The organism is Neisseria sp. P0021.S007, assembly GCF_051956855.1.
On record NZ_JBQCXA010000002.1, the window covers coordinates 64,944 to 86,711 of the forward strand.

Genomic DNA, 21,768 nt, shown 5'->3' on the forward strand with positions numbered 1-21,768 from the left:
GATTTGCACAAGAAAGGCCGTCTGAAAAACATACTTTCAGACGGCCTGTTCAAACGGCGGATGATTAATACTGATATGCCGCCAGTTTGCGTTTGATTTCAGGCAGGGCGGCGCGTGCGGCTTGTTCGCCCAATTGGATGGCGCGTTGTTTTTGGTCGAAACCGCCAACCGAACCCAGCTCCAAAACCTGCGGTTTGATGACCACATTGGCTTGGCCCAATTCTTGGTGTAAGGCGGTTTGGCTCATCACGTTGAAGGTTTGGTCAAGATAGGAGAACATGCCTTGGCTGACGTTTTTGGCCGGACGGGCGGAAATATCGACGGCAATGATGAAGTTTGCGCCCATTTTTTTCGCCGCGCTGACCGGTACGGGCTGAGACAGGCCGCCGTCCACATATTTGCGGCTGCCGATAACGACAGGTTGGAACACGTTCGGAATCGAAGCAGAAGCGCGGACGGCCTGTCCGGCATTGCCTACGTTGAACACCACCGGTTTGCCGCTTTCAAAATCGGTCGCAACGGCGGCAAATTTGATGGGAAACTGCTGCATCGGGCGGTTGCCGACTTTGCGGTTGATGTAGTTTTGCAGTTTTTCGCCTTTGATGAAGCCGCTGGTGGACAAGGTTAAATCCACTAAATCGGTTTTACCCAAAATTTCCGCTTCCAATTCGAGGCGGTCGGGCGACATTCCCGAAGCGTACATACTGCCGACAATCGAGCCTGCGGATGTGCCGGTAACGATTTTGACCGGAATATTGTTTTCTTTCAAAACCTTAATAATCCCGATATGGGCAAAACCTTTGGACGCGCCGCCGCCCAAAGCCAGCGCAACCGTGGCTTTCGGTTTGGGTGCAGTATGCGAAACCGTATTTTGACCCTGCGTAGAAGGTTTGGATTGCGGCGCGTTGCCGCTCGGACAGGCAGCCAATACCAAGACGGACGAAGCGGCTAAAAACGTTTTGAATGTGGAAAAAAGTTTATTCATGTTCAGACAGCCTTTAATATGTCGAAAGGGTTATTTTACTCTGAAATTAAGTCGAAAGGCCGTCTGAAATCAGGTTTCAGACGGCCTTGTAAATCCGGCTTAAGCCAATTCGAGCTGTTTTTCCAAACTTTCGACCAGCTGGTCGTCCAAATTCAAAGCTTGGGACAAACGGCTCAGGAACACGATTTCCTTGCGCGACAAGTCCGCGCAGACCAATCGGGCCGCCAGATAAGTTTCGGCTGCCAAAGCCTCGTCGCTGCCGACCGAAGCGGCAATTTGCTCGATGGAGGCCGGTTGCGCATATTCCGCCTGCAACCATGCCGCAGTTTCCGCATCGCTGCCGCTTTCACGCTCGATGGCCGCGCGTTCCGCATCGTCAATCAGGCCGTCTGAAGCCGCCGCCGCAATCATCGTTTGCAAAATCACACGGCTGTGGTTTTCACCAATCAGACCGGCAGGTTGGAACGCACTTTGCGGCAATTCGTCCTGCTGGCGGTTTTGTTTCCAGTTTTGATAGCCTTTATAAGCCAGAAAACCCAAAGCAGCGACCGAGCCGGCCTTTACCAGCTTCTTCGTGTTTTTCTTTTTCAACAGCATCGATGCCAAAGCACCCGTCAGCGCGCCGCCGCCGAAAGAATTGAGCGGGCTGTCCGCTACCGCTTTGCCGCCTTTTTGAGCCGCACCCAAAACCTGATTGAGCAACTGACTGAAATCCATAAAAAAATCTCCTGAAAACAAATACATTGCAAATATAGGGCAGAAACACCTAAAAACCAAGCCAAAGAAAGTTAAAAGGTGCAAACAAGTTTTCAGACGGCCATAGCCGACTTTCGGTACAATCACACCATTCCAAACAATAAACCCCATCATGACCGATACCGCCCAAATCATTACCAGCTATGGCCGCCGCTATATTGTCCGCACTCCCGACGGCCAAACATATGACGCCACCACCCGCAAAAAACGCGTCGATTTCGCCTGCGGCGACCAAGTCCGTATCAGCCCCATCAACGGCGAACAAGTCGTGATTGAAGACTACCTCCCGCGCGAAAGCCTGCTCTACCGCCAAGACGCGTGGAAAACCAAACTGATTGCCGCCAACGTTACCCAACTCCTTATCGTAACCGCCGCCAGCCCCTCACCCAGCGAAGCCCTGTTGCAACGCGCCCTCCTCGCAGCCGAAGCGGCCGGCATTAACGCCGTCATCATCCTCAACAAAGCCGACCTCCCCGAAACCGCCCAATGGCGCGAGAAACTTAAATTCTACGAAACCCTCGGCTACTCCGTGGTCGAAACCAACGCATTGGAAAACGCCGACATCCTGCGTCCCATTTTAGAAGGGCAAACCAACATCCTGCTCGGACAAAGTGGCATGGGCAAGTCCACCCTGACCAACGCCCTACTCGGCAACCAAGCCGCCCGAACCGGCGACATTTCCACCGCGCTCGACTCCGGCAAACACACCACCACCCACGCCCAACTCTATGATTTAAACGCAGAAACCCGACTCATCGATTCCCCCGGCCTACAAGAATTCGGCCTGCACCATCTCCAAGCCGCCGATTTATTGCAATACTTCCCCGACCTGCGCCACCTTATCGGCCAGTGCCGTTTCCACAACTGCACCCACCGAGCCGAACCCGGCTGCGCCGTCAAAGCCGCTGCCGAATCAGGCGAAGCCAAACCCGAGCGCATCGAATTTCTGCAACGCGTTACCGATGAATTGTTGAGATAAAGTTTTAACGGAAATAAGCGTTTGGATAAATAAAAAGGCCGTCTGAAATTTTCAGACGGCCTTTTGTTGAAGCATAACCAAATTTACCTTTCAACCGGTATCGCTACCTTAGCGGGAAAGAGAAGGTGCTTTTCGTGGCGGATTGATCATGAGAAGCACGGCTTCTTCAATTTGTTTGTCCTCCCGATCATGGAGCTCTACCGGAAACTTCAGACGCAACACTGTAACAATAGCGCCAACCGATAAGCCTGCATCATGAAGCAACTCAATTTCTTTAAGTATCGGTGCGGAAAGGTTTAACATGGTTTCTCCTTATGGTTTGGATAAGCCTTAGCCCACTTTATCCCCGGGCTGTGCGCCTGCGTCAACGTCGAGGAGCTTCAGTTTGCCCTCGGCTGTGGCGGCGGAGAGGATCATGCCTTCGGATACGCCGAATTTTGCCATTTTGCGCGGGGCGAAGTTGGCGACGGCGATGACCATGCGGCCGTTCAATTCAGCAGGATTTGGGTAAGACGCGGCGATGCCGGAGAAGATGATGCGTTTTTCAAAACCGAAATCGAGGTCGAATTTCAGGAGTTTGGTGCTGCCTTCGACGGCTTCGCAGTTCAATACTTTGGCGACGCGCATATCGATTTTCATGAAGTCGTCAAAGCTGGCCTGTTCGGCGACTTTTTCGTATTTGCTCTCTTCGGTGGCAGGCGCGGCTGCTGCGGCGATGCTTTGTTTGTTGGCTTCGATTAAATCGTCCACTTGTTTTTGCTCCACTCGTTGCATTAAATGTTCGTATTTGTTGATGGCATGTTCGCCCAAGGTTTCGCATGTATTTGCCCAGGTGATGGCTTCCAAATTCAGGAATTTGGCGGCGTTTTCGGCCACTTTCGGCAATACGGGGGCGAGGTAGGCGGTCAACATGGTAAAGGCGTTGATGAGCTCGCTGCATACTTCGTGCAGGCGTGCGTCTTGGTCTTCTTGTTTCGCCAGTTCCCAAGGTTTGTTGGCATCAACGTATTCGTTGACAATGTCTGCCAAGGCCATGATATCGCGCAGGGCTTTGGCGTATTCGCGGCTTTCGTAGCATTCGGCAATGGCTTCGCTTTGCGCAGTCAGTTTTGCCAGCAATTCGCTGTCGGCAACGTCTTTCAGACGGCCTTCAAAGCGTTTGGCGATGAAACCTGAAGCGCGGGCGGCGATGTTGACGTATTTGCCGACGAGGTCGCTGTTGACGCGGCTGATAAAGTCTTGTAGGTTCAAATCGATGTCTTCGATTTTGCTGTTGAGCTTGGCGGCGATGTAGTAGCGCATCCACTCAGGGTTCAGGCCTTGTTCCAGATAGGATTTGGCGGTGATGAAGGTGCCGCGCGATTTGGACATTTTTTGTCCGTCCACAGTCAAAAAGCCGTGTGCGTACACTCCGGTCGGGGCGCGGTGGCCGGAGAAATGCAGCATGGCAGGCCAGAACAGGGCGTGGAAATAGAGGATGTCTTTGCCGATGAAGTGGTACATCTCGGTTTGGCTGTCGGCTTTGAAGTATTCGTCGAAATCGACGCCGATGCGGTCGCACAGGTTTTTAAACGACGCCATGTAGCCGACGGGCGCGTCCAGCCAGACGTAGAAATATTTGCCCGGCGCGTCGGGGATTTCGAAACCGAAATACGGCGCGTCGCGGGAGATGTCCCAGTCGGACAGGGTGGTTTCTTCGCCTTCGCCCAGCCATTCTTTCATTTTGTTGAGGGCTTCGGCTTGCAGATGGGGCTTGCCGTCGTGCGGGTTGTTGCCGGAAGTCCATGCTTTGAGGAAGTCGGCGCATTCGCCCAGTTTGAAGAAGAAGTGTTCGGATTCGCGCAATTCGGGTTTGGCACCGGATACGGCGGAATACGGGTTGATCAGTTCGGTCGGGGAATAGGTCGTGCCGCAGACTTCGCAGTTGTCGCCGTATTGGTCTTGGGCGTGGCATTTCGGGCATTCGCCTTTGACAAAGCGGTCGGGCAGGAACATTTGTTTTTCGGGGTCGAAAAGCTGCTCGATGACGCGGCTCTCAATCTTGCCGTTGGCTTTCAGCGCGCGGTAAATGTCTTGGGAAAACTGTTTGTTTTCAGGGGAATGGGTGCTGTAATAATTGTCGTAGCCGATGTTGAAGCCGGTAAAGTCGGCGAGGTGCTCTTCGCGCACTTTGGCGATCATATCTTCAGGCGCAATGCCTTGTTTTTGCGCGGCAAGCATCACGGGCGTGCCGTGGGTGTCGTCGGCGCAGCAGTAGTAGCATTCGTGGCCGCGCAGTTTTTGGAAACGTACCCAAACGTCGGTTTGGATGTGTTCGACCATGTGGCCGAGGTGGATGCTGCCGTTGGCATACGGCAGCGCGGAAGTGACAAGGATTTTGCGTGTCATGGTTTGTGCTTTTAAAAACAATGGATAAAGATGTCGGGAATTATACCGCAAAACAATACGCAAAGGCCGTCTGAAACCCGATTGCCGGTGTTTCAGACGGCCTTTTATTTATCGGCTGCGTATGGGATCAACCGTGTACGCGTTCGATTTTTGCGCCTACGCCGCCAAGTTTTTTCTCGATGTATTCATAGCCGCGGTCGAGGTGGTAGATGCGTTCGACGATGGTTTCGCCTTCTGCGACCAAGCCTGCCATGACGAGGCTGGCAGAGGCGCGCAGGTCGGTTGCCATCACGACGGCGCCGGAGAGTTTTTCTACTCCTTTGATGTAGGCGGTGTTGCCTTCGGTGGTGATGTCTGCGCCCATGCGGTTGAGTTCAGGAACGTGCATGAAGCGGTTTTCAAAAATGGTTTCCACCACGCGGCTGCTGCCTTCGGCAATGGCGTTCATGGCCATAAACTGCGCCTGCATGTCGGTTGGGAAGCCCGGGTGGACGACGGTACGGATGTCCACGGCTTTCGGACGTTGTTGCATGTCGATGGAAATCCAGTTGTCGCCGGCTTCGATGATGGCGCCGGCTTCGGTCAATTTGTTTAACACGACTTCCATGGTTTTGGGAGCGGCATTGCGCAGGACGACTTTGCCGCCGGTCATGGCGACGGCGCAGAGGAAGGTGCCGGCTTCGATGCGGTCGGGAACGACGCTGTGTTCGCAGCCGTGCAGCTCTTTTACGCCTTCGATGGTCATGGTTGCTGTACCGATGCCGCTGATTTTTGCGCCCATTTTGACGAGGCATTCGGCCAAATCGACGACTTCGGGCTCGATGGCGCAGTTTTCGAGGATGGTGGTGCCTTCGGCAAGCGTGGCCGCCATCAGCAGGTTTTCGGTACCGCCTACGGTCACGACGTCCATGGTGACGCGCGTGCCTTTCAGACGGCCTTTGGCTTTGACGTAACCGTGTTCGATGGTAATTTCCGCACCCATGGTTTCTAGGCCTTTGAGGTGTTGGTCAACCGGGCGCGAACCGATGGCGCAGCCGCCGGGCAGGCTGACTTGGGCTTCGCCGAAGCGGGCGAGGGTCGGGCCCAAAACCAAGATGGATGCGCGCATGGTTTTCACCAGTTCGTAAGGTGCGCAGGTGTTGTTGACGGTGCCGCCGTTGATTTCAAATTCGGAGATGTTGTCGGTCAAAACACGTGCGCCCATGCCTTGCAGCAGTTTTTGGGTGGTTTTGACGTCGGCGAGCATGGGTACGTTTTTCAAGCGTAAAGTGCCGGAAGTCAGCAGACCGGCACACATCAGCGGCAGGGCGGCATTTTTCGCGCCGGATACGATGATTTCGCCGTTGAGGGGGCCGTTGGCAGAGATTTTGAGTTTGTCCACAGGATGTCTTTCGTTATTTGTCCGCACGGCTTATGCCGCACAAATGAAATGAGATGGATAATAAACCATCAATTATAAGGGATTATGCCCTTGCTGTTAGATTTGGCAGTATTAAATTTTCACAAGGTTTGTTTACGTTGCGAAAGGATAAGATTTCAGGCCGTCTGAATGGTTCAGACGGCCTGTTTGCCAAGGCTTATTTTTTGGCTTTGAAGCCCAAGAGGTGTTGTGTGGTGGCCAGCCATGCGCCGAATACGCCCAGCGCGATGACGAAGCCGAATACCAGCGACACTTCGCTAAATGTGAAGAAACGCCAGCCGATGTTCAGGCCGTAGGGTTTGAAAATCGCGTCCACCAGCGGCCGTACTTCTGCCAGCAGCCAAGCCGACAAGCCCAAGCTGACGGCGGCGGAGAAAATACTCTGCCACATTGCCTGATAAAGGAAAGGGCGGCGGATGAAGGAAGCAGGCGCCCCCAATAGCTTGGTGATTTCCAGCTCTTCCTTACGGCTGAGGATTTGCAGGCGGATGGTGTTGTGTGCCACCAAGACAAAGGCCATGCCCAATGTCAGCGAGAGGAACCACAAAATCTTGCGGATAAATTCGTTAATACGATAAAGAGTTTGTACCCATTCGGTATCCATGGTTGCCGATTCGACGCGCGGCAGTTTGGTAATGTCTTTATAGATGGCCTGCATCTGATCCGGAGAAGTGGCAGGGTCGGGCGTAACGATAAAGACGTCGGGCAACGGGTTGCCATCGAGCATGGAAACAAGGTTTTGGTCGAGATTGGTCTGCAATTCTTCCAAACCTTCCTGCTTGCTGATAAAGCGGACTTTATCGATACGGCTGTCGCGTTGGAGCAGGTTTTTCACCGTATCGGCATCAGAACTTGCCGCATCGGTGTCCATATAAACCGTAATCTGCGGCGACTCGTTGAGTTTGCCCAACACGCTTTGTCCGCTTTGGATACCCAAATACATAAACAGCGGCAAGGTCATGGCAACGGCAAGCATGAGCAGGGTCAGCAGTGTGCCGATGGGTTGGCGCAGAAGCTCTTTGAGCGCGGCGCGTGCCGATTCGACGTGTAACGAGATGTAGTGAATCATGCTCATGCGAGGCGTCCTTTCTGCAGGCGCAAGACGCGGTGGCCGTAATCCGCCATCAGCGTTTCATCGTGCGCCGCAACGATCACGGTCGTGCCTGCTTCATGGAAGGTTTTAAACAATTCCATAATATCCAGCGCGTAGGCGCGGTCGAGGCTGGCGGACGGCTCGTCGGCAATCAGCAGGCTGGGTTGGTGAACCACTGCGCGTGCAATGCACAAACGCTGCTGTTCGCCGCCGGACAAAGTGATGGGCATATCGTTTTCGCGGCCTTTCAAGCCGACTTTCTCAATCGCAATACGCGCGCGCTCTTCCGCTTTGCGCGGCTGGTAGCCGCCAATCCGCAAAGGCAGGATAACGTTTTGCAAGACATTGCGGTCGTAGAGGATTTTGTGGTCTTGGAAGACAATGCCGATATGTTGGCGCATAAAGCCGATCTGATTGTCGCTCAAGGTGCCGAGGTCTTGATTGTTGAACCAAACCTTACCTTTGGTAGGCTTGGTAATGCCTGAAATCAGCTTCAAAATGGTAGATTTGCCCGAGCCCGAATGGCCGGCGATAAAAATCATCTCACCTTTGTTAATCTGGAAACTGACATTTTTCAGGGCTTCGAAACCGCCGGGATAGGTTTTGGAAACTTGTTCGAAACGGATCATGGGTTTTCCTGAAAATAGGGATTCAGACGGCAGGCGTCATCGATAGGGCAACATGCCGTCTGAAAAAATGGGGATATTCACAGATTATAAATATTTCGGCTGCTTTTTGATAGTGAAACCCCGGTTCTGCAGGCGGATACACTGCCGGTTTGCAACACAAAGCAGTATGATTTGAAAAAAAGGCCGTCTGAACGATTGGGTTTCAGACGGCCTCGGTATCAGCGTAGGTTAAGCACCCTATCCGCTGTTTTATTTACATTTGGTTTTGGCCAAATTCACGGCGGCGGTCAGGCTTTTTTCGTTGACTTCGCCGGTGATGGTTTGTTTGTAACCGCATTTCGGCGCTTCGACGACAGTGAAAGGCAATACGCCGACGTTGTTGCCGTGGGCTTTCATGAAGTTGCGGCTGTTGGCGCCGGTGTAACGCCAAATCGGATAACTGACCGGTGTTTGTTTCAGGAACTTGCCAATGTTGTCAGTGGTATCCAGCGCGATGCCGACCATATCGACGCTGCCTTTTTTCTGCGCTTTGTACCATGCGGACATGGCGGGCATTTCTTTACGGCAGGGGCCGCACCAGGTTGCCCACAGGTTGACCACGCGCACGGGGGCTTTGAGCGATTCCAGGCTTTGCGGTTTGTTGTCCTGCCAACCAGCTGTTTCATCGGCGGCAAAGGCCGGTACAGCGGTAAAAACGGTGGCGGACAAGAGAAGGGCGGTTAAGGCTTTCATGGTTGTATCCTTGAGGTTGCCAATCGAAATTGTGTTTATTGTAAAACGGTTTGGTGGGTATGCCTACCGATTCGTATCAAGATATCAAGTAAAAAGTTTGAGTAAAAATCAGTTGCAGACGATAATAACCGCCATCATTGAATGATTTTGCAATAATACGGAGACTTTCATGCCGTCTGAATTCACACTTTATCACAACCCGCGTTGCAGCAAATCGCGTGCCGCGCTGGCTTTGCTCGAAGAAAAAGGCGTTGCCGCCGACGTGGTCAAATATCTGGATACCGCGCCTGATTTGGCGACTTTGCAGGATATGTTTGCCAAACTCGGCATCGAATCGGTGCGCGGCATGATGCGCACGAAAGACGATTTGTACAAAGAATTGGGTTTGGACAATCCCGATTTGGACAATGCCGCCCTGCTTCAGGCAATCGCCGAACACCCTGCCCTGCTTGAGCGCCCCGTTTTGGTAACGCCTACGCGTGCAGCCATCGGCCGTCCGTTGGAAAACATTGCCGCCCTACTCGGCTGATAGGGTTGGATAAGGCCGTCTGAAGATGATTTCCCTGCTTAAAAGCCGCAATGGCCTGCGATATTACCTGTTTCGCGGCCTTGCTTTGAGCGTTTTGCTGGTGTGCGGTATTTTTTTGAGCGGCACATGGCAGATTTACCGGACAGGTTCGCACACCTTGCCGAAGGACGTTCATGCCGATGCGGCGGTGGTATTGGGTGCGGCAGCGTGGGACAAACGCCCGTCGCCGGTATTCCGTGAGCGCATCAACCACGCCATCACGCTCTACCAAAGCCATCGTGTCGGCAAAATCATTTTCACCGGCGGCACGCCCAAAAAAGGATTTATGACCGAAGCCGAAGTGGGGCGCCGATACGCGCTCAAGCAGGGCATACCGGCGCACAATATCCTGTTTGAAAACACATCGCGCAACACTTACGAAAACCTGCGCAATATCGTCCCCATCATGCACGCCAACGGCATCGGTAGCATTATCGTTGTCAGCGACCCGTATCATTTGGCGCGCGCCGAAGAAATGGCCGCCGATTTGGGCTTGTCAGACGCACAGTTCTCCGCCACCCCGACCACGCGCTTTGACGAGCGCAACAAGAAAGCCAAGTTCCTGATGCAGGAGAGCTATTCTTTGTTTCTCTACCGTATCGGCAAATGGAGCGATGCAGTTTGGAATTGGATAGGTGCTTGAGCTTTCGGTAATCCATGTAAAAGGCCGTCTGAAGCCTTTTAGGTTTCAGACGGCCTAAATGTATTCTTACTTATTGATATTGATTTGCAGCTACACTGCCAAAAAAGACTACAGCCAGTACCAGATAAATTACCATTACGATGGCAAACAGAATCAAGGTAGCCTTGAAATAATTAGCTTTATTTGGATTGGTGTTTGAGCCGAATGCCCATACAAGCATCATAACTATATTGACCAGCGGAATCATCATAATCAAGTTTGTTATCAACCATTCTTTGACGCTTACAATTGGAGCCTGTTGATGGCCGATTTGGTTTTGTCCGTTCATTATGTACTCAGTAATTTTGTTGAAAGAACAGTAATTATACTCATTAAATCTTTATCGGCATAGCATGCTCAGGCCGTCTGAATCTTCAGACGGCCTGAGCCTATGATTTTTGCAGCCGCTATTTCAATCGGATGTAAAACGTACCGTCCGGCACGACGGGCAGGTATTTGCGGTAGAAGTCCAGATAGGTCTTGTTTGGGTCTATGTCGGCAAACTGCTGCGGATACAGGGTTTTGGCGATAAATTGCGCGCTGGCCAAATCGGTGAGCGAGCGGGAGGCGGTGTGGTAGATGCCGTAAACGCGTTTGTTTTTGACGGCAGGAATGTCTGCCCAGCCTTTGCGTTTGACAAATCCGGCCAGTCGGCGTTGCGCATCGGCCTGGCTGATGCCTATGCCCATCGCCATAATGTCAGGCTTGTCTTTATGGCCGTTTTCCGTCCCCGAAATGACGATGACGTCGGGTTTGGCCGTCAGGAATTTTTCAGGGTTTACCGGTCCCCAGTTTTTAACGTAAGGCGCGGCGATATTGTTGCCGCCTGCTGTGTCGGCAATCGCGCCCCACATATCTTTGCCGAAGGTGTAGCTGTATTCGGACGGGCCTTTGTCGCCGAACTCGATATAGATTTTCGGTTTGGACTGCTTGGCGCGCGCGACGCGTTTTTGGATATCGGCAATGCCTCGGGCGTATTCGGCGGCAATTTTTTGGGCGCGCGCCTGCGTACCGTTGAGTTCGCCGAAAATTTCCGCACTGCGCGTGTGCCGCGCGACGGTTTCGGCGTTGAAATCGACCACGACGACGGGTATGCCTGCCGCTTTAATGCGCGGCAGATGGGTGGCGATGGCCTTATACTGCCAGTCGGCCAGAATCAATACGTCCGGCTTGAGCGCGAGCGTTTTCTCCAGTGAAAACGTGCCGGTGCTGATGTTGCCGATGTCCGCAATGTTTTGCAGCGTAGGCAGCTTCTGTTTGAACATCGCCCAGCTGCCGGGATTGAATTTCTCCCAAAACTCACGCGAAATGCCGATGACGTTTTTAAATTTGTCCGCGCCCGTTACCGCGATATAGTCGGGATAGTAAAACGCCAAAACCGCGCGTTTGACAGGGACATCGACTTTGACTTCGCGTCCCAATACGTCTTTGATAGTTTTGATTTCGGCTTGGGCAAAAAGGGGCAGGAGGGCGAGGGCGGTAAATAAAGCGCGTTTGTTCATGAGCGGATACTTTCAAAGAAATAATTATCATTTGTCTTGTTTTCAGTAGAAAAGTTCCCAGACGGTCCTTCTGCGCTGACATTATTTTCAGACGGCCGTACATTGTTTAAACTTTGCCGAAAAAGTAAAATACCTGTTTTAAAAGACTTTGGAGCCATCATGACCGTCAAAACCCGTTTCGCCCCCAGCCCCACCGGCTACCTGCACATCGGCGGCGTACGCACCGCCTTGTTTTCATGGGCGTTTGCCCGCCATCATAAAGGCGAGTTCCTATTGCGTATCGAAGATACCGACTTGGCGCGCTCTACTGCCGAATCCGTCAACATCATCCTCGACGGCATGAAATGGGTCGGCCTGAACTACGACAACGCCGACAACGTCGTGTACCAAACCCGCCGTTTCGACCGCTATAAAGAAGTCATCGCCGAACTTTTAGAAAAAGGCCATGCCTACTACTGCTATTGCAGCAAAGAAGAGCTGGAAGCCATGCGCGAGAAAGCAGAAAAAGAAGGCACGGCGACGTACGATCGCCGTTGGCGTCCGGAAGAAGGCAAAACTCTGCCCGAAATCCCTGCCGACGTTCAACCCGTCGTCCGCTTCAAAACGCCTTTGGACGGCGTTACGAAATGGACGGATTTGGTCAAAGGCGAAATCTCCATCCCCAACGAAGCACTCGACGACCTGATTATCGCCCGCGCCGACGGCACGCCGACCTACAATTTCTGCGTTGTCGTGGACGACTACGACATGGGCATTACCCACGTTATCCGTGGTGACGACCATGTGAACAACACCCCGAAACAAATCAACATCTTAAAAGCCATCGGTGCAAATCTGCCCGAATACGGCCACCTGCCCATGATTCTTAACGAACAAGGCAAAAAAATCTCCAAACGCAGCGGCGATACCGTTGCCATTACCGATTTCGGCGCGATGGGTATCCTGCCCGAAGCCATGCTCAACTATCTGGCACGTTTAGGCTGGGCGCATGGCGACGATGAATTCTTCACAATGGAACAATTCATCGAATGGTTTGATTTGAAAGACGTTTCCCCGTCTCCAAGCCGTATGGACTTGAAAAAACTCTACTGGATCAACGGCGAACACATCAAAATCACCGCCAACGAAAAACTGGCCGAAATGGTGAAACCGCGCCTCGCCCTGCGCGATATCCATGAAACAAGCAAGCCTGCTTTGGAAGACGTGTTGGCATTGGTCAAAGACCGTGCCCAAGACCTGAACACGCTTGCCGACGAGTGCCTCTACTTCTACGTCAAACAAACGCCGGCCGAAGCAGACATGCAGAAACACTGGGACGACGAAGCCGCCGCCCGTATGCTGCGCTTTGCTGAACGCCTCGAAGGGCTGGAAGACTGGACCGCCGAAGCCATCCACGACCTCTTCAAACCTTTCTGCGACGAAGAAGGCATCAAAATGGGCAAACTCGGTATGCCTTTGCGCCTCGCAGTCTGTGGTACGGCGAAAACCCCAAGCGTCGATGCCGTATTGGCTTTGATCGGCAAAGAAGAAGTGTTGAAACGGATCCGTTCGTAAGGCATGAATGATAAAAGGCCGTCTGAAAACTGGGAATGCCAAGTTTTCAGACGGCCTTTTTATTTTGAACAGGATTTATTTATTCTTCTTCGCTCGGTTTGTTTTTATCTTTTTTGCGCCATAGGCCTTTAAACAATGCACCTGCTGCAACAGCACCAAAAATAATCAGTTTGCCGAATTTAGCCAGTAATGCGCCGGCCAAAGCTAATAATCCCAGTTTTTTTGCAGCGATACCGCCAACCAAGGCAGCCAGTCCGTATTCGGCCACTTTGTCGGTTGCCGCATTGAAATCGCTGTAGCGCTTGCCTTCATTGAATTCGATATTGCCCAACAATTCTTGCACAATAGGTTTGTATTGATCTATGCTTTTCAAATCGGTGATCATAGTCAATTCAATATAGCCTTCGCGTCCCAGCTGGAAAGTATTGTAGTTGATGGCAGGATTGGGATCGGGTTCGTTTTTATTCAGAACGTCAATCGACCAAATCAGACGATGGGTCTTTGCATCATATTGCGGTTTTTCTACCCAGCCGCGTGTTTCCAATTCCGGCAGGTTGCGGGAGGCACGCTCTTTATTTTGTTCCTCGGTACCTTCTTTCAGCTGCTCGAGCATGGCCTCAACATCCCATTCTTTGGCATCATCGTCTTTGATATAGCCGGAATCGGTAAAGGTTAGGTCTACCATCCAATTAGTATCACCGTCCTCGTTTTCCGACTCGGGGAGAATCAGGCCGTAGCGGTTGGGATCTGTAGCGTTGCCTGCTTCTCTCATCATGGCATTGGCGCGATTTTTTTTCACAAAGACCATTTTTGCAGGTAGTTTCAGTTTGGCCTGATTGCCCAAATCAACGGTTGCTGGGCCTTGGACGATCTGGTCGTCAACGTAGTTTGCGATAGAGTCTGAGGCTTGTTGCGCTTCTTGCCCGGATGCCTCGACGGCAGAAGCAGTATCAGATTTGGCTGCAGAAGCCGGCAGGGTTTGGATAGATAGTAGGGCTGCCAAAACGGCATAGGCGAGATGGTTGCTTTTCATCATAGGGTTCTCATGGAAGAAGAATTAAAAAAGATGCAGACAGCCGCAACACCATATGCTCCGGCATGACTAAAGGATAAATTTTACAATAAATAAATCATATTTACATATTTAAATATGACTGTAATTTAAAAATACAGGAAAGCTTTTTGACGAGAGGCAGAGCCATCATTGTGAAACTCAAAAAGGCCGTCTGAAAATTTTTCAGACGGCCTTTTATAATAAAACCAGAAAATAATGGAATAAGGCGGAGAATATGAGAAAATAATAGCCGCCTGCCTGTTACAACTGCCGATTGAATTAACTTTTATCGGCAGCCTGAATGTCCGGATTGGATAAAATAAGCCATCAAGAACAAAGACCAACAAGCATATTATGTAAACTTGGCGGCGGAAAAATCGGCTCTGCGCTTTACTTTACAAATCAAACAACTTTAAAGGAAAACCCATGAAAAAAACCTTACTTGCCCTGATGATGTTATCCGCCGCTGCCGCGTATGCCGGTGAGGCGGAAGACCGTTTGCTGTCCGTCCAATCGGTTTACCGTGCCGCTTTGCATGAGCAAAACAGCAACGACAGCAAAATCATTTCCCTGCAAAGTGATTTGGAAAGCGCGCAGCGCCGTTTGCAGGCCGCACAATCCGATATTGACCGTTTGAAAGGCGAAATTCAGACGGCTTTGGCTCAGAAAGAGCAGCAAAATGCCAAGCTGCAACAAGCCGGCCAAATGTTGGACGCGGCTTGGAATGCCGTTTACGGCGTAGGCGGCAGCAAGGCGAATCAATAATTTAGACATTGTATTATTTGCGTTTTACGCTTCTTTTATCATATTTATAAGGAAACCTCATGTCCCTACCTTCCTGCCCGAAATGCCACTCCGAATACACTTACGAAGACGGTGCCCAATACGTTTGCCCTGAGTGCGCCCATGAGTGGAACGAGGCCGATGCTGCGGCTGCAAGCGATGATGCCTTGGAAGTCAAAGATGCCAACGGCGCGGTATTGCAAGATGGTGATACGGTTGTCTTGATTAAAGATCTGAAAGTCAAAGGCAGCTCTATGGTCATCAAGCAAGGCACCAAAGTCAAAGGCATCCGCCTGCAAGAGGGCGACCACAATATCGGTTGCAAAATCGATGGCAGCGCGATGAACTTGAAATCTGAGTTCGTCAAAAAAGCCTAAAGATTTTATTTTTGAAAGGCCGTCTGAAATCCGAAGATTAGGATTCAGACGGCCTTTGTGCATTTCATTTAAAACAAAATAAATCTTTATTTAAAATTAAATAACTTTAATAGAGTTGAATTTCAGGCCGTCTGAAAAAGCGGCGGCAAAATGTTCCGCACATACGCGGGTGTAAAACCGTTAAAATAACGCTTTCCCCTATTCTACGGAACCATTATGCTTCAGCCGACCTCCAAACAGATTTTGCACGAAGTATTCGGTTATCCCGAATTTCGTGGCAAGCAGGAGGCTATCGTCAATGCTTTGGCCGGCGGCGAGAGTTTGATGGTGCTGATGCCGACGGGCGGGGGCAAGTCTTTGTGTTACCAGATTCCGGCGCTGATGCGCGAAGGCGTGGCGGTTGTCGTATCGCCGCTGATTGCGCTGATGAACGACCAAGTAGCCAGCCTGCATGTGGCCGGGATTGAAGCGGCGGCAGTCAACAGCAGCACATCGGCAGATGAGGCGCGCGAGATTGCCGACAAGCTTGCCCAAGGCCGTCTGAAACTGCTTTATGTCGCACCAGAACGCTTGGTTACCGACCGCTTTTTGCGTTTTCTCGACCAACAAACCGTCAGCCTGTTTGCCATTGATGAGGCGCATTGCGTCAGCCAATGGGGACACGATTTCCGCCCCGAATATCAACAGCTCGGCATGCTTGCCGAACGCTATCCGAACGTCCCGCGCATCGCCCTGACCGCTACCGCCGATGCGGCCACGCGCGCCGACATCAAGCATTATCTACACTTGGACAATGCGCCCGAATTTATTTCCAGCTTTGACCGCCCGAATATTTATTATCAGGTTATCGAAAAAAATAATGGTAAAAAACAATTACTGGATTTCATCCGCAAGCAGATGCATGGGCAAAGCGGCATTGTGTATTGTTTAAGTCGCAAAAAAGTCGAGGATGTGGCGCAGTTTTTGTGTGAAAATGGCTTGGAGGCGATTCCGTATCATGCCGGTTTGAGCATGGACGTGCGCGAGGAAAACCAACGCCGCTTTACGCATGAAGACAATATTATCGTGGTGGCGACCGTGGCGTTCGGCATGGGCATAGACAAACCCGACGTGCGCTTTGTCGCCCATCTCGATATGCCCCAAAGTGTCGAACATTTCTATCAGGAATCGGGGCGCGCCGGCCGGGACGGTCTGCCTGCCGTGAGCTGGCTGTGTTACGGCTTGAACGATTGGGTGTTGCTGCGCGAACGGATTGCCGAAGGCAACAGCGACGAGGTGCAAAAGCAAATCGAAATGCAAAAACTCGATGCCATGCTTTCCGTCTGCGAAACCGCCGCCTGCCGCCGCGTACTGCTGCTCAAACATTTCGGCGAAGAATCCGAACCCTGCGGCCATTGCGACAACTGCCTGCATCCGCCCGTGCGGTTTGACGGCACGGTGTTGGTGCAAAAATTACTCAGCTGCGTGTACCGCGCCGGACAACGCTTTGCCGCCGGTTACATCACCAACCTTTTACGCGGTAAAAGCGACGATTGGATACTGCGCAACGGCCATGACAAGTTATCCACATTCGGCATCGGCAGCGAACAGACTGACAAGGAATGGCGCAGTGTCATCCGCCAGTGCATCAGCTTGGGCTATCTCACCGTCAACGTCGAGCAGCATCAAGCCTTGCAGCTGACCGAAGCGGCCAAAAAAGTCCTCAAGGGCGAAACCGAAGTCATGTTGCGTCCCCTGCGCCGCGAAAAAACGGCCACCCAAAAGCCGAAAGACGATTGGTTGCGCACCGAGCGCGAAGAGCGTTTGTGGCAGGCATTGCGCCAATGGCGTCAACAACGCGCCCAGGCGGAGGAAGTACCGGCCTATGTGGTTTGCGGCGACAAAACCCTGCGCGATATTGTCGAAAAAATGCCCCGAAGTTTGGAAGATTTACATCAAATCTACGGCCTGGGTGAGGCGAAAATCAATAAATTCGGTTTGGAGATACTCGACGTTTGCGAAACGGCCGAAGCCGGTACAGTTTCCACAGATAATATACAAGTTATCCACAGCTTGGGCGAGCGCGAACAGGCCTTAAAACAGGTTTTGGAAACTTGGCGCGAGCAGCAGGCAAGTGCCGATCAAGTGACGCTGGGAACGGTATTCTCCAACGAAAGCATGGACGATTTGCTGACCAATACGCCTGCCGAACCCATCGACCTTTTAGGCGTGTATAAACTCGGCGAAAAACGTATCGAGCAATACGGCGAGGGCATTTTAAACATCTGCCGCCCGTTTTCAGACGGCCTGAGCGAAGAGGATAAACGCAAACGCCGTTTGATGCGCCGTCTGCTTCAGTGGAACATCGATACTGCCCGCCATGAAGGCCTCGAAGCCTATCAGATATGCAGCAAAGTTACCCTGCGCGCGATTGCCGCCCGACGGCCGCAAGATTTGGCGGAGTTGGCGGAAATCCACGGCATGAATGAGGAGAAAATCGACAAATACGGCGCAGAAATTGTCGAATTGTGTAAACAAGCGGATTGATTGACCGCGTTCATCATTAAAGGCCGTCTGAAACCCAATCAAGCATGGTGTTTCAGACGGCCTTTTGAATTTTTAATCTTTATAAAACAATGAATAAGAAAATAACTTTATTTATTTCGTCAGTTTTTTAAAGCTGCCGCGTCTAAACAGGCATGAAATATGGGATGGTGCCGATTGATTTTTCGTCCCATCCCATTCAACACACATTGATTAGGAAAATAAATGAACACCTCATCCAACCCCTCTTGGCAGGCTGCTTTCGGTTTGTTGACGCTCAGGCTTTTTGCCGCGTATGAATTTCTTGAGTCCGGTTTGGAAAAATGGAACGGGGAAAACTGGTTTGCAGAAATAAACAGTCAATTTCCCTTTCCGTTCAATTTGTTGTCGGATACGGTCAACTGGAATTTGGCCATGTGGGCGGAACTGGTTTTGCCTGCGCTGCTCATCGTCGGCTTGGCAACGCGGCTGTCCGCGCTGGGATTGATGGTCGTAACGGCTGTCGCATGGTCTGCGGTACATGCCGGCTTGGGTTACAATGTGTGCGACAACGGTTATAAAATAGCACTGATTTATTTGGTGGTTTTATTTCCTGTCCTATTGCAGGGCGCAGGCCGTCTGTCTTTGGATGCCCTGCTGAAGAAACGCTGTTGTCGTATCAAGCATTTTCTTTAAGGATTAACGGTCGCGGGCCGACTTTAAATGCCCGATATTATCCCTTGATTTATTTAAACTCGTATTCTAAAAAGGAAGTTAAAATGAAAAAAAATGTAGCTGCTGCTTTGGCCGGTGCGCTGTCCCTGTCTCTGGCTGCCGGCGTTGTTGCCGCTGATAAACCGTTAAGCAGCAAAGCAGGTGTTCAGAAATCTGCTCAAGGCTCTTGCGGTGCGGTTAAAGCCGGTGAAGGTTCATGCGGTGCAAGCGCTGTTTCTAAAGCAAGCGAAGGCAAATGTGGCGAAGGCAAATGCGGTTCAACCGTGGAAAAAACTCACGCTAAAAAAGGCAAAGCATCTAAAGCCAAAGCTGCCAAAGTAGTAGAAGGCAAATGCGGCGAAGGTAAATGCGGTTCTAAATAATCCTGCAACATACCTTTAACAAAGTCGCATTTTATAAACGAAAATGCGACTTTGTCGTTCATACGGCACCATAACAGGACATCACCATGATTCAACACGCAGGCTTGGGCTACCGCCGCGACTTGGCGGAAGACTTCCTCTCGCTTTCAGACGACAGCCCGATACGCTTTATCGAAGCCGCTCCCGAAAACTGGCTGAAAATGGGTGGCAGGGCGCGCAAACAGTTTGACCGCGTGGCGGAACGGCTGCCGCTGGCGTTGCACGGATTATCCATGTCGTTGGGCGGACAAGCCCCGTTGGATACCGATTTGATAGACGGAATCAAAGAAATGATGCGCCGTTACGATTGCACGTTTTTCTCCGACCATTTGAGCTACTGCCACGACGGCGGTCATCTTTACGATTTGTTGCCGCTGCCTTTCACTGAAGAAATGGTACAACATACCGCGCGCCGTATCCGCGAAGTGCAGGATCGGTTGGGCTGCCGTATTGCCGTGGAAAACACCTCCTACTACCTGCATTCTCCGCTTGCCGAGATGAACGAAGTCGAGTTCCTCAACGCGGTTGCCCGTGAAGCCGACTGCGGCATTCATTTGGACGTGAACAATATTTACGTTAACGCCGTCAATCACGGCCTGTTGTCGCCTGAAGCCTTTTTAGAAAATGTGGACGCAGAGCGCGTGTGCTATATCCATATTGCCGGACATGACGTGGAAACGCCCGAATTGTTGATTGATACCCACGGCGCCGCAGTATTGCCGACTGTTTGGGATTTGCTCGAACTGGCCTATGCCAAACTGCCGACGATTCCGCCCACCCTGTTGGAACGCGATTTCAATTTTCCGCCTTTTGCCGAACTCGAAGCCGAAGTCGCTAAAATCGCCGACTATCAAATGCGTGCCGGAAAGGAATACCGTCATGCAGCCTGAAACCTCCGCCCAATACCAACACCGCTTTGCCCAAGCCATACGCGAAGGCAAAGCCGCAGACGGATTGCCGCAAGAGCGGTTGAATGTCTATATCCGCCTGATACGCAACAATATTCACAGCTTTATCGACCGCTGCTATACCGAAACGCTGCAATACTTTGACAGCGAAGAATGGGGCCGTCTGAAAGAAGGTTTCGTCCGCAACGCGCGCGCTCAAACGCCCTATTTTCAAGAAATCCCCGGCGAGTTCCTCCAATATTGCCAAAGCCTGCCGCTTTCAGATGACCTCTTGGCATTGATGGACTTTGAACACACCCAGCTGCTCGCCGAAACCGCTCAGACCGATAGCCAAACAACCCATGCCGATTCAGACGATTTGGCTTACACCCTTTCTCCCGCCGCCTTTGTGCGCCGTTATCAGTATGACGTGACGGACGAATTGCAGGAGGCGGAAACTGCTGTTTTGGTGTGGCGCGATAAGGAAGATGACGTGATGTACCAAACGCTCGACGATTTCGATGCCTTATTGCTGGAAACGCTGGCAGAAACGCCCACTTCCCTAAACGGCCTGCAGACCATGCTGGCAGAGTTCATGCCGTCTGAAAACGCTTGGCAGGACGCATTAAGGCAAAAATGGACGGAATGGTTGGAACAGGGCATTTTGGTTGCGGCATAAATCAAGGCCGTCTGAAACGGGTGCAGTCGGTTTCGGCGAAACAAAAATACTACTGAAATCGTTTATAGATTCAATCGCATGCTCTTGCCGTATCAGCGTAAAATCAAAAGTATATTGATCATTCATTTCATACTGATACATTATGGCCCTACCCGAACTGACCGATGCCGAGCTTGCCGAATCCCGCAAACTGCTGCTGCGCTTTGCCCATATCCAGCTGCCCGACCGCCCCGATTTGGCGGAAGACCTCGTACAGGAAACCATGCTTTCTGCCTACCGTGCGGCCGAGGGTTTCAAAGGCGACGCCCAAGTGAGCAGCTGGCTGTTTGCAATCTTAAAAAACAAAATTACCGACTGCCTGCGCCAAATCGGACGGCAACGCCAAGTTTTCATCACGCGCGACGAGGAAGCCTTGGATGAAGCCTTTGAAGGACATTTTGCCGCCGACGGGCATTGGACGGACGAAGGACAGCCTCAGGGTTGGGACTCGCCCGAAGCCAGTTTGAACAATAAAGAGTTCTACCAAGTTTTGCAGACCTGCCTCTACCATCTGCCGGAAAACACCGCCCGCGTGTTTACCATGAAAGAGATTCTCGGCTTTTCAAGCGATGAAATCCGCGAACAATGCGGCATCAGCCATGCCAACTATTACACCATCATGCACCGTGCGCGCGAAACCTTGCGCCAGTGCCTGCAAATCAAATGGTTCTCCCATGCCTGACAGGAAAACGCCATGAAAAAATGCCGCAAAATAACCGATCTGATTTCCAAACAGCAAGACCAAGTGCATCTCAGTCTTTTTAACCGCATTGCCCTTGCCGTCCACCTGTCGCTCTGCCCCCGTTGCCGCGAATATAAGAAACAGCTCGAATTAATTAGCAATGCCATGCATAAGTTGTTTCGATGATTCAAAAAAAGCCGTCTGAAACCTACCCCTGTCAGTTTCAGACGGCCTTTTTGCATCTGCTTTATTTATTGCTAACTTGGAATAAGCCATGGTTTGCCGTTCACTTTTTTAGCTGCATTTATTTTTAAACTTGCGCCGTTGGCCTTTGTTTTTTG

The 21,768-nt window shown here is 51.5% G+C and carries 24 protein-coding genes; 13 read left to right on the top strand and 11 right to left on the bottom strand.

What is annotated here, in order from left to right; all coding sequences use genetic code 11:
• Window positions 1-64: 64 nt before the first annotated feature.
• Together ACTHUR_RS03335 and ACTHUR_RS03340 are read right to left on the bottom strand one after the other, a co-directional pair.
• The gene (locus ACTHUR_RS03335; RefSeq protein ID WP_440361246.1) at window positions 65-985 is read right to left on the bottom strand and encodes a patatin-like phospholipase family protein; all 921 of its coding nucleotides are present in this window, start codon (window positions 983-985) and stop codon (window positions 65-67) included.
• 99 nt (window positions 986-1,084) lie between these two features.
• Window positions 1,085-1,702, bottom strand: a complete 618-nt coding sequence (locus ACTHUR_RS03340; protein WP_049349212.1) for a tellurite resistance TerB family protein — start codon at window positions 1,700-1,702, stop codon at window positions 1,085-1,087.
• 151 nt (window positions 1,703-1,853) lie between these two features.
• Between ACTHUR_RS03340 and rsgA the strand changes: the two genes are divergently transcribed.
• Window positions 1,854-2,720 (top strand): ribosome small subunit-dependent GTPase A, encoded by an 867-nt coding sequence (gene rsgA, locus ACTHUR_RS03345; protein WP_440361247.1) that lies wholly within the window; start codon window positions 1,854-1,856, stop codon window positions 2,718-2,720.
• Window positions 2,721-2,828: 108 nt separating this feature from the next.
• Here rsgA and ACTHUR_RS03350 read toward each other — a convergent pair whose 3' ends face one another.
• From ACTHUR_RS03350 to ACTHUR_RS03375, 6 genes are all read right to left on the bottom strand, one after another.
• Window positions 2,829-3,023: a virulence regulator gene (locus ACTHUR_RS03350; protein ID WP_371508841.1), complete on the bottom strand. Its 195-nt coding sequence runs from the start codon at window positions 3,021-3,023 to the stop codon at window positions 2,829-2,831.
• A 27-nt stretch (window positions 3,024-3,050) separates the two neighbouring features.
• On the bottom strand, window positions 3,051-5,108 hold the full coding sequence (gene metG / locus ACTHUR_RS03355; RefSeq protein WP_440361248.1) for a methionine--tRNA ligase: 2,058 nt from the start codon (window positions 5,106-5,108) through the stop codon (window positions 3,051-3,053).
• Between the two features lie 127 nt (window positions 5,109-5,235).
• Window positions 5,236-6,489: a UDP-N-acetylglucosamine 1-carboxyvinyltransferase gene (murA, locus tag ACTHUR_RS03360; RefSeq protein ID WP_049335701.1), complete on the bottom strand. Its 1,254-nt coding sequence runs from the start codon at window positions 6,487-6,489 to the stop codon at window positions 5,236-5,238.
• A 196-nt stretch (window positions 6,490-6,685) separates the two neighbouring features.
• Window positions 6,686-7,603 carry a permease-like cell division protein FtsX gene (ftsX, locus tag ACTHUR_RS03365; RefSeq protein WP_003747810.1) on the bottom strand — a complete coding sequence of 306 codons (918 nt, stop codon included), beginning with the start codon at window positions 7,601-7,603 and terminating at the stop codon, window positions 6,686-6,688.
• Window positions 7,600-8,250, bottom strand: coding sequence for a cell division ATP-binding protein FtsE (ftsE, locus tag ACTHUR_RS03370; RefSeq protein ID WP_004519169.1), 651 nt, complete (start codon window positions 8,248-8,250; stop codon window positions 7,600-7,602). Before ftsE ends, ftsX begins: the two co-directional genes overlap by 4 nt.
• A gap of 249 nt (window positions 8,251-8,499) precedes the next feature.
• Complete coding sequence (locus ACTHUR_RS03375) at window positions 8,500-8,982, bottom strand: TlpA disulfide reductase family protein (RefSeq protein WP_070837242.1); 483 nt, start codon at window positions 8,980-8,982, stop codon at window positions 8,500-8,502.
• 169 nt (window positions 8,983-9,151) lie between these two features.
• Here ACTHUR_RS03375 and arsC point away from each other — a divergent pair, with 169 nt between their 5' ends.
• Both arsC and ACTHUR_RS03385 read left to right on the top strand, forming a co-directional pair.
• Window positions 9,152-9,511, top strand: a complete 360-nt coding sequence (gene arsC / locus ACTHUR_RS03380) for an arsenate reductase (glutaredoxin) (RefSeq protein WP_004519164.1) — start codon at window positions 9,152-9,154, stop codon at window positions 9,509-9,511.
• A gap of 25 nt (window positions 9,512-9,536) precedes the next feature.
• On the top strand, window positions 9,537-10,193 hold the full coding sequence (locus ACTHUR_RS03385; protein WP_070837240.1) for a YdcF family protein: 657 nt from the start codon (window positions 9,537-9,539) through the stop codon (window positions 10,191-10,193).
• A gap of 70 nt (window positions 10,194-10,263) precedes the next feature.
• Here ACTHUR_RS03385 and ACTHUR_RS03390 read toward each other — a convergent pair whose 3' ends face one another.
• Together ACTHUR_RS03390 and ACTHUR_RS03395 are read right to left on the bottom strand one after the other, a co-directional pair.
• The gene (locus ACTHUR_RS03390) at window positions 10,264-10,521 is read right to left on the bottom strand and encodes a hypothetical protein (protein WP_070837238.1); all 258 of its coding nucleotides are present in this window, start codon (window positions 10,519-10,521) and stop codon (window positions 10,264-10,266) included.
• 118 nt (window positions 10,522-10,639) lie between these two features.
• Window positions 10,640-11,734 carry an ABC transporter substrate-binding protein gene (locus ACTHUR_RS03395; RefSeq protein ID WP_070461002.1) on the bottom strand — a complete coding sequence of 365 codons (1,095 nt, stop codon included), beginning with the start codon at window positions 11,732-11,734 and terminating at the stop codon, window positions 10,640-10,642.
• A gap of 159 nt (window positions 11,735-11,893) precedes the next feature.
• Here ACTHUR_RS03395 and gltX point away from each other — a divergent pair, with 159 nt between their 5' ends.
• Entirely contained in the window at window positions 11,894-13,288 is a 1,395-nt protein-coding gene (gene gltX / locus ACTHUR_RS03400; RefSeq protein WP_004519161.1) for a glutamate--tRNA ligase, read from the top strand.
• A 79-nt stretch (window positions 13,289-13,367) separates the two neighbouring features.
• On the opposite strand, the gene ACTHUR_RS03405 is transcribed toward gltX, so the two are convergent.
• Window positions 13,368-14,324 carry a DUF2167 domain-containing protein gene (locus ACTHUR_RS03405; RefSeq protein ID WP_004519160.1) on the bottom strand — a complete coding sequence of 319 codons (957 nt, stop codon included), beginning with the start codon at window positions 14,322-14,324 and terminating at the stop codon, window positions 13,368-13,370.
• A gap of 444 nt (window positions 14,325-14,768) precedes the next feature.
• Here ACTHUR_RS03405 and ACTHUR_RS03410 point away from each other — a divergent pair, with 444 nt between their 5' ends.
• From ACTHUR_RS03410 to ACTHUR_RS03450, 9 genes are all read left to right on the top strand, one after another.
• Window positions 14,769-15,107, top strand: a complete 339-nt coding sequence (locus ACTHUR_RS03410; protein ID WP_004519158.1) for a hypothetical protein — start codon at window positions 14,769-14,771, stop codon at window positions 15,105-15,107.
• A 59-nt stretch (window positions 15,108-15,166) separates the two neighbouring features.
• The gene (locus ACTHUR_RS03415) at window positions 15,167-15,502 is read left to right on the top strand and encodes a zinc ribbon domain-containing protein YjdM (RefSeq protein ID WP_004519157.1); all 336 of its coding nucleotides are present in this window, start codon (window positions 15,167-15,169) and stop codon (window positions 15,500-15,502) included.
• 216 nt (window positions 15,503-15,718) lie between these two features.
• On the top strand, window positions 15,719-18,028 hold the full coding sequence (gene recQ, locus ACTHUR_RS03420) for a DNA helicase RecQ (RefSeq protein ID WP_004519156.1): 2,310 nt from the start codon (window positions 15,719-15,721) through the stop codon (window positions 18,026-18,028).
• Window positions 18,029-18,250: 222 nt separating this feature from the next.
• Window positions 18,251-18,700, top strand: a complete 450-nt coding sequence (locus tag ACTHUR_RS03425; RefSeq protein WP_004519155.1) for an HvfX family Cu-binding RiPP maturation protein — start codon at window positions 18,251-18,253, stop codon at window positions 18,698-18,700.
• Window positions 18,701-18,783: 83 nt separating this feature from the next.
• A complete protein-coding gene (locus tag ACTHUR_RS03430) occupies window positions 18,784-19,101 on the top strand; it encodes an HvfA family oxazolone/thioamide-modified RiPP metallophore (protein WP_003686668.1) in 318 nt (105 codons plus the stop codon).
• Window positions 19,102-19,187: 86 nt separating this feature from the next.
• The gene (locus ACTHUR_RS03435; RefSeq protein ID WP_004519154.1) at window positions 19,188-20,030 is read left to right on the top strand and encodes an HvfB family MNIO-type RiPP peptide maturase; all 843 of its coding nucleotides are present in this window, start codon (window positions 19,188-19,190) and stop codon (window positions 20,028-20,030) included.
• A complete protein-coding gene (locus ACTHUR_RS03440) occupies window positions 20,020-20,706 on the top strand; it encodes an HvfC family RiPP maturation protein (RefSeq protein WP_004519153.1) in 687 nt (228 codons plus the stop codon). The genes ACTHUR_RS03435 and ACTHUR_RS03440 overlap by 11 nt, the downstream gene beginning before the upstream one ends.
• Window positions 20,707-20,848: 142 nt before the next feature.
• Complete coding sequence (locus ACTHUR_RS03445; RefSeq protein WP_004519152.1) at window positions 20,849-21,427, top strand: sigma-70 family RNA polymerase sigma factor; 579 nt, start codon at window positions 20,849-20,851, stop codon at window positions 21,425-21,427.
• A gap of 12 nt (window positions 21,428-21,439) precedes the next feature.
• A complete protein-coding gene (locus ACTHUR_RS03450) occupies window positions 21,440-21,613 on the top strand; it encodes a hypothetical protein (protein ID WP_004519151.1) in 174 nt (57 codons plus the stop codon).
• Window positions 21,614-21,768 lie beyond the last annotated feature (155 nt).

Bases quoted from the DNA above. Each gene is read 5' to 3' on its own strand.
- ftsE (WP_004519169.1), bottom strand. From the start codon at position 8,250: ATGATCCGTTTCGAACAAGTTTCCAAAACCTATCCCGGCGGTTTCGAA.
- ACTHUR_RS03415 (WP_004519157.1), top strand. From the start codon at position 15,167: ATGTCCCTACCTTCCTGCCCGAAATGCCACTCCGAATACACTTACGAA.
- ACTHUR_RS03440 (WP_004519153.1), top strand. From the start codon at position 20,020: ATGCAGCCTGAAACCTCCGCCCAATACCAACACCGCTTTGCCCAAGCC.
- ACTHUR_RS03390 (WP_070837238.1), bottom strand. From the start codon at position 10,521: ATGAACGGACAAAACCAAATCGGCCATCAACAGGCTCCAATTGTAAGC.
- ACTHUR_RS03350 (WP_371508841.1), bottom strand. From the start codon at position 3,023: ATGTTAAACCTTTCCGCACCGATACTTAAAGAAATTGAGTTGCTTCAT.
- ACTHUR_RS03445 (WP_004519152.1), top strand. From the start codon at position 20,849: ATGGCCCTACCCGAACTGACCGATGCCGAGCTTGCCGAATCCCGCAAA.
- ACTHUR_RS03430 (WP_003686668.1), top strand. From the start codon at position 18,784: ATGAAAAAAAATGTAGCTGCTGCTTTGGCCGGTGCGCTGTCCCTGTCT.
- ACTHUR_RS03435 (WP_004519154.1), top strand. From the start codon at position 19,188: ATGATTCAACACGCAGGCTTGGGCTACCGCCGCGACTTGGCGGAAGAC.
- ACTHUR_RS03395 (WP_070461002.1), bottom strand. From the start codon at position 11,734: ATGAACAAACGCGCTTTATTTACCGCCCTCGCCCTCCTGCCCCTTTTT.
- ACTHUR_RS03405 (WP_004519160.1), bottom strand. From the start codon at position 14,324: ATGATGAAAAGCAACCATCTCGCCTATGCCGTTTTGGCAGCCCTACTA.
- recQ (WP_004519156.1), top strand. From the start codon at position 15,719: ATGCTTCAGCCGACCTCCAAACAGATTTTGCACGAAGTATTCGGTTAT.
- ACTHUR_RS03340 (WP_049349212.1), bottom strand. From the start codon at position 1,702: ATGGATTTCAGTCAGTTGCTCAATCAGGTTTTGGGTGCGGCTCAAAAA.
- gltX (WP_004519161.1), top strand. From the start codon at position 11,894: ATGACCGTCAAAACCCGTTTCGCCCCCAGCCCCACCGGCTACCTGCAC.
- ACTHUR_RS03425 (WP_004519155.1), top strand. From the start codon at position 18,251: ATGAACACCTCATCCAACCCCTCTTGGCAGGCTGCTTTCGGTTTGTTG.
- ACTHUR_RS03450 (WP_004519151.1), top strand. From the start codon at position 21,440: ATGAAAAAATGCCGCAAAATAACCGATCTGATTTCCAAACAGCAAGAC.
- metG (WP_440361248.1), bottom strand. From the start codon at position 5,108: ATGACACGCAAAATCCTTGTCACTTCCGCGCTGCCGTATGCCAACGGC.
- ACTHUR_RS03410 (WP_004519158.1), top strand. From the start codon at position 14,769: ATGAAAAAAACCTTACTTGCCCTGATGATGTTATCCGCCGCTGCCGCG.
- ACTHUR_RS03375 (WP_070837242.1), bottom strand. From the start codon at position 8,982: ATGAAAGCCTTAACCGCCCTTCTCTTGTCCGCCACCGTTTTTACCGCT.
- arsC (WP_004519164.1), top strand. From the start codon at position 9,152: ATGCCGTCTGAATTCACACTTTATCACAACCCGCGTTGCAGCAAATCG.
- ACTHUR_RS03385 (WP_070837240.1), top strand. From the start codon at position 9,537: ATGATTTCCCTGCTTAAAAGCCGCAATGGCCTGCGATATTACCTGTTT.
- rsgA (WP_440361247.1), top strand. From the start codon at position 1,854: ATGACCGATACCGCCCAAATCATTACCAGCTATGGCCGCCGCTATATT.
- ACTHUR_RS03335 (WP_440361246.1), bottom strand. From the start codon at position 985: ATGAATAAACTTTTTTCCACATTCAAAACGTTTTTAGCCGCTTCGTCC.
- ftsX (WP_003747810.1), bottom strand. From the start codon at position 7,603: ATGAGCATGATTCACTACATCTCGTTACACGTCGAATCGGCACGCGCC.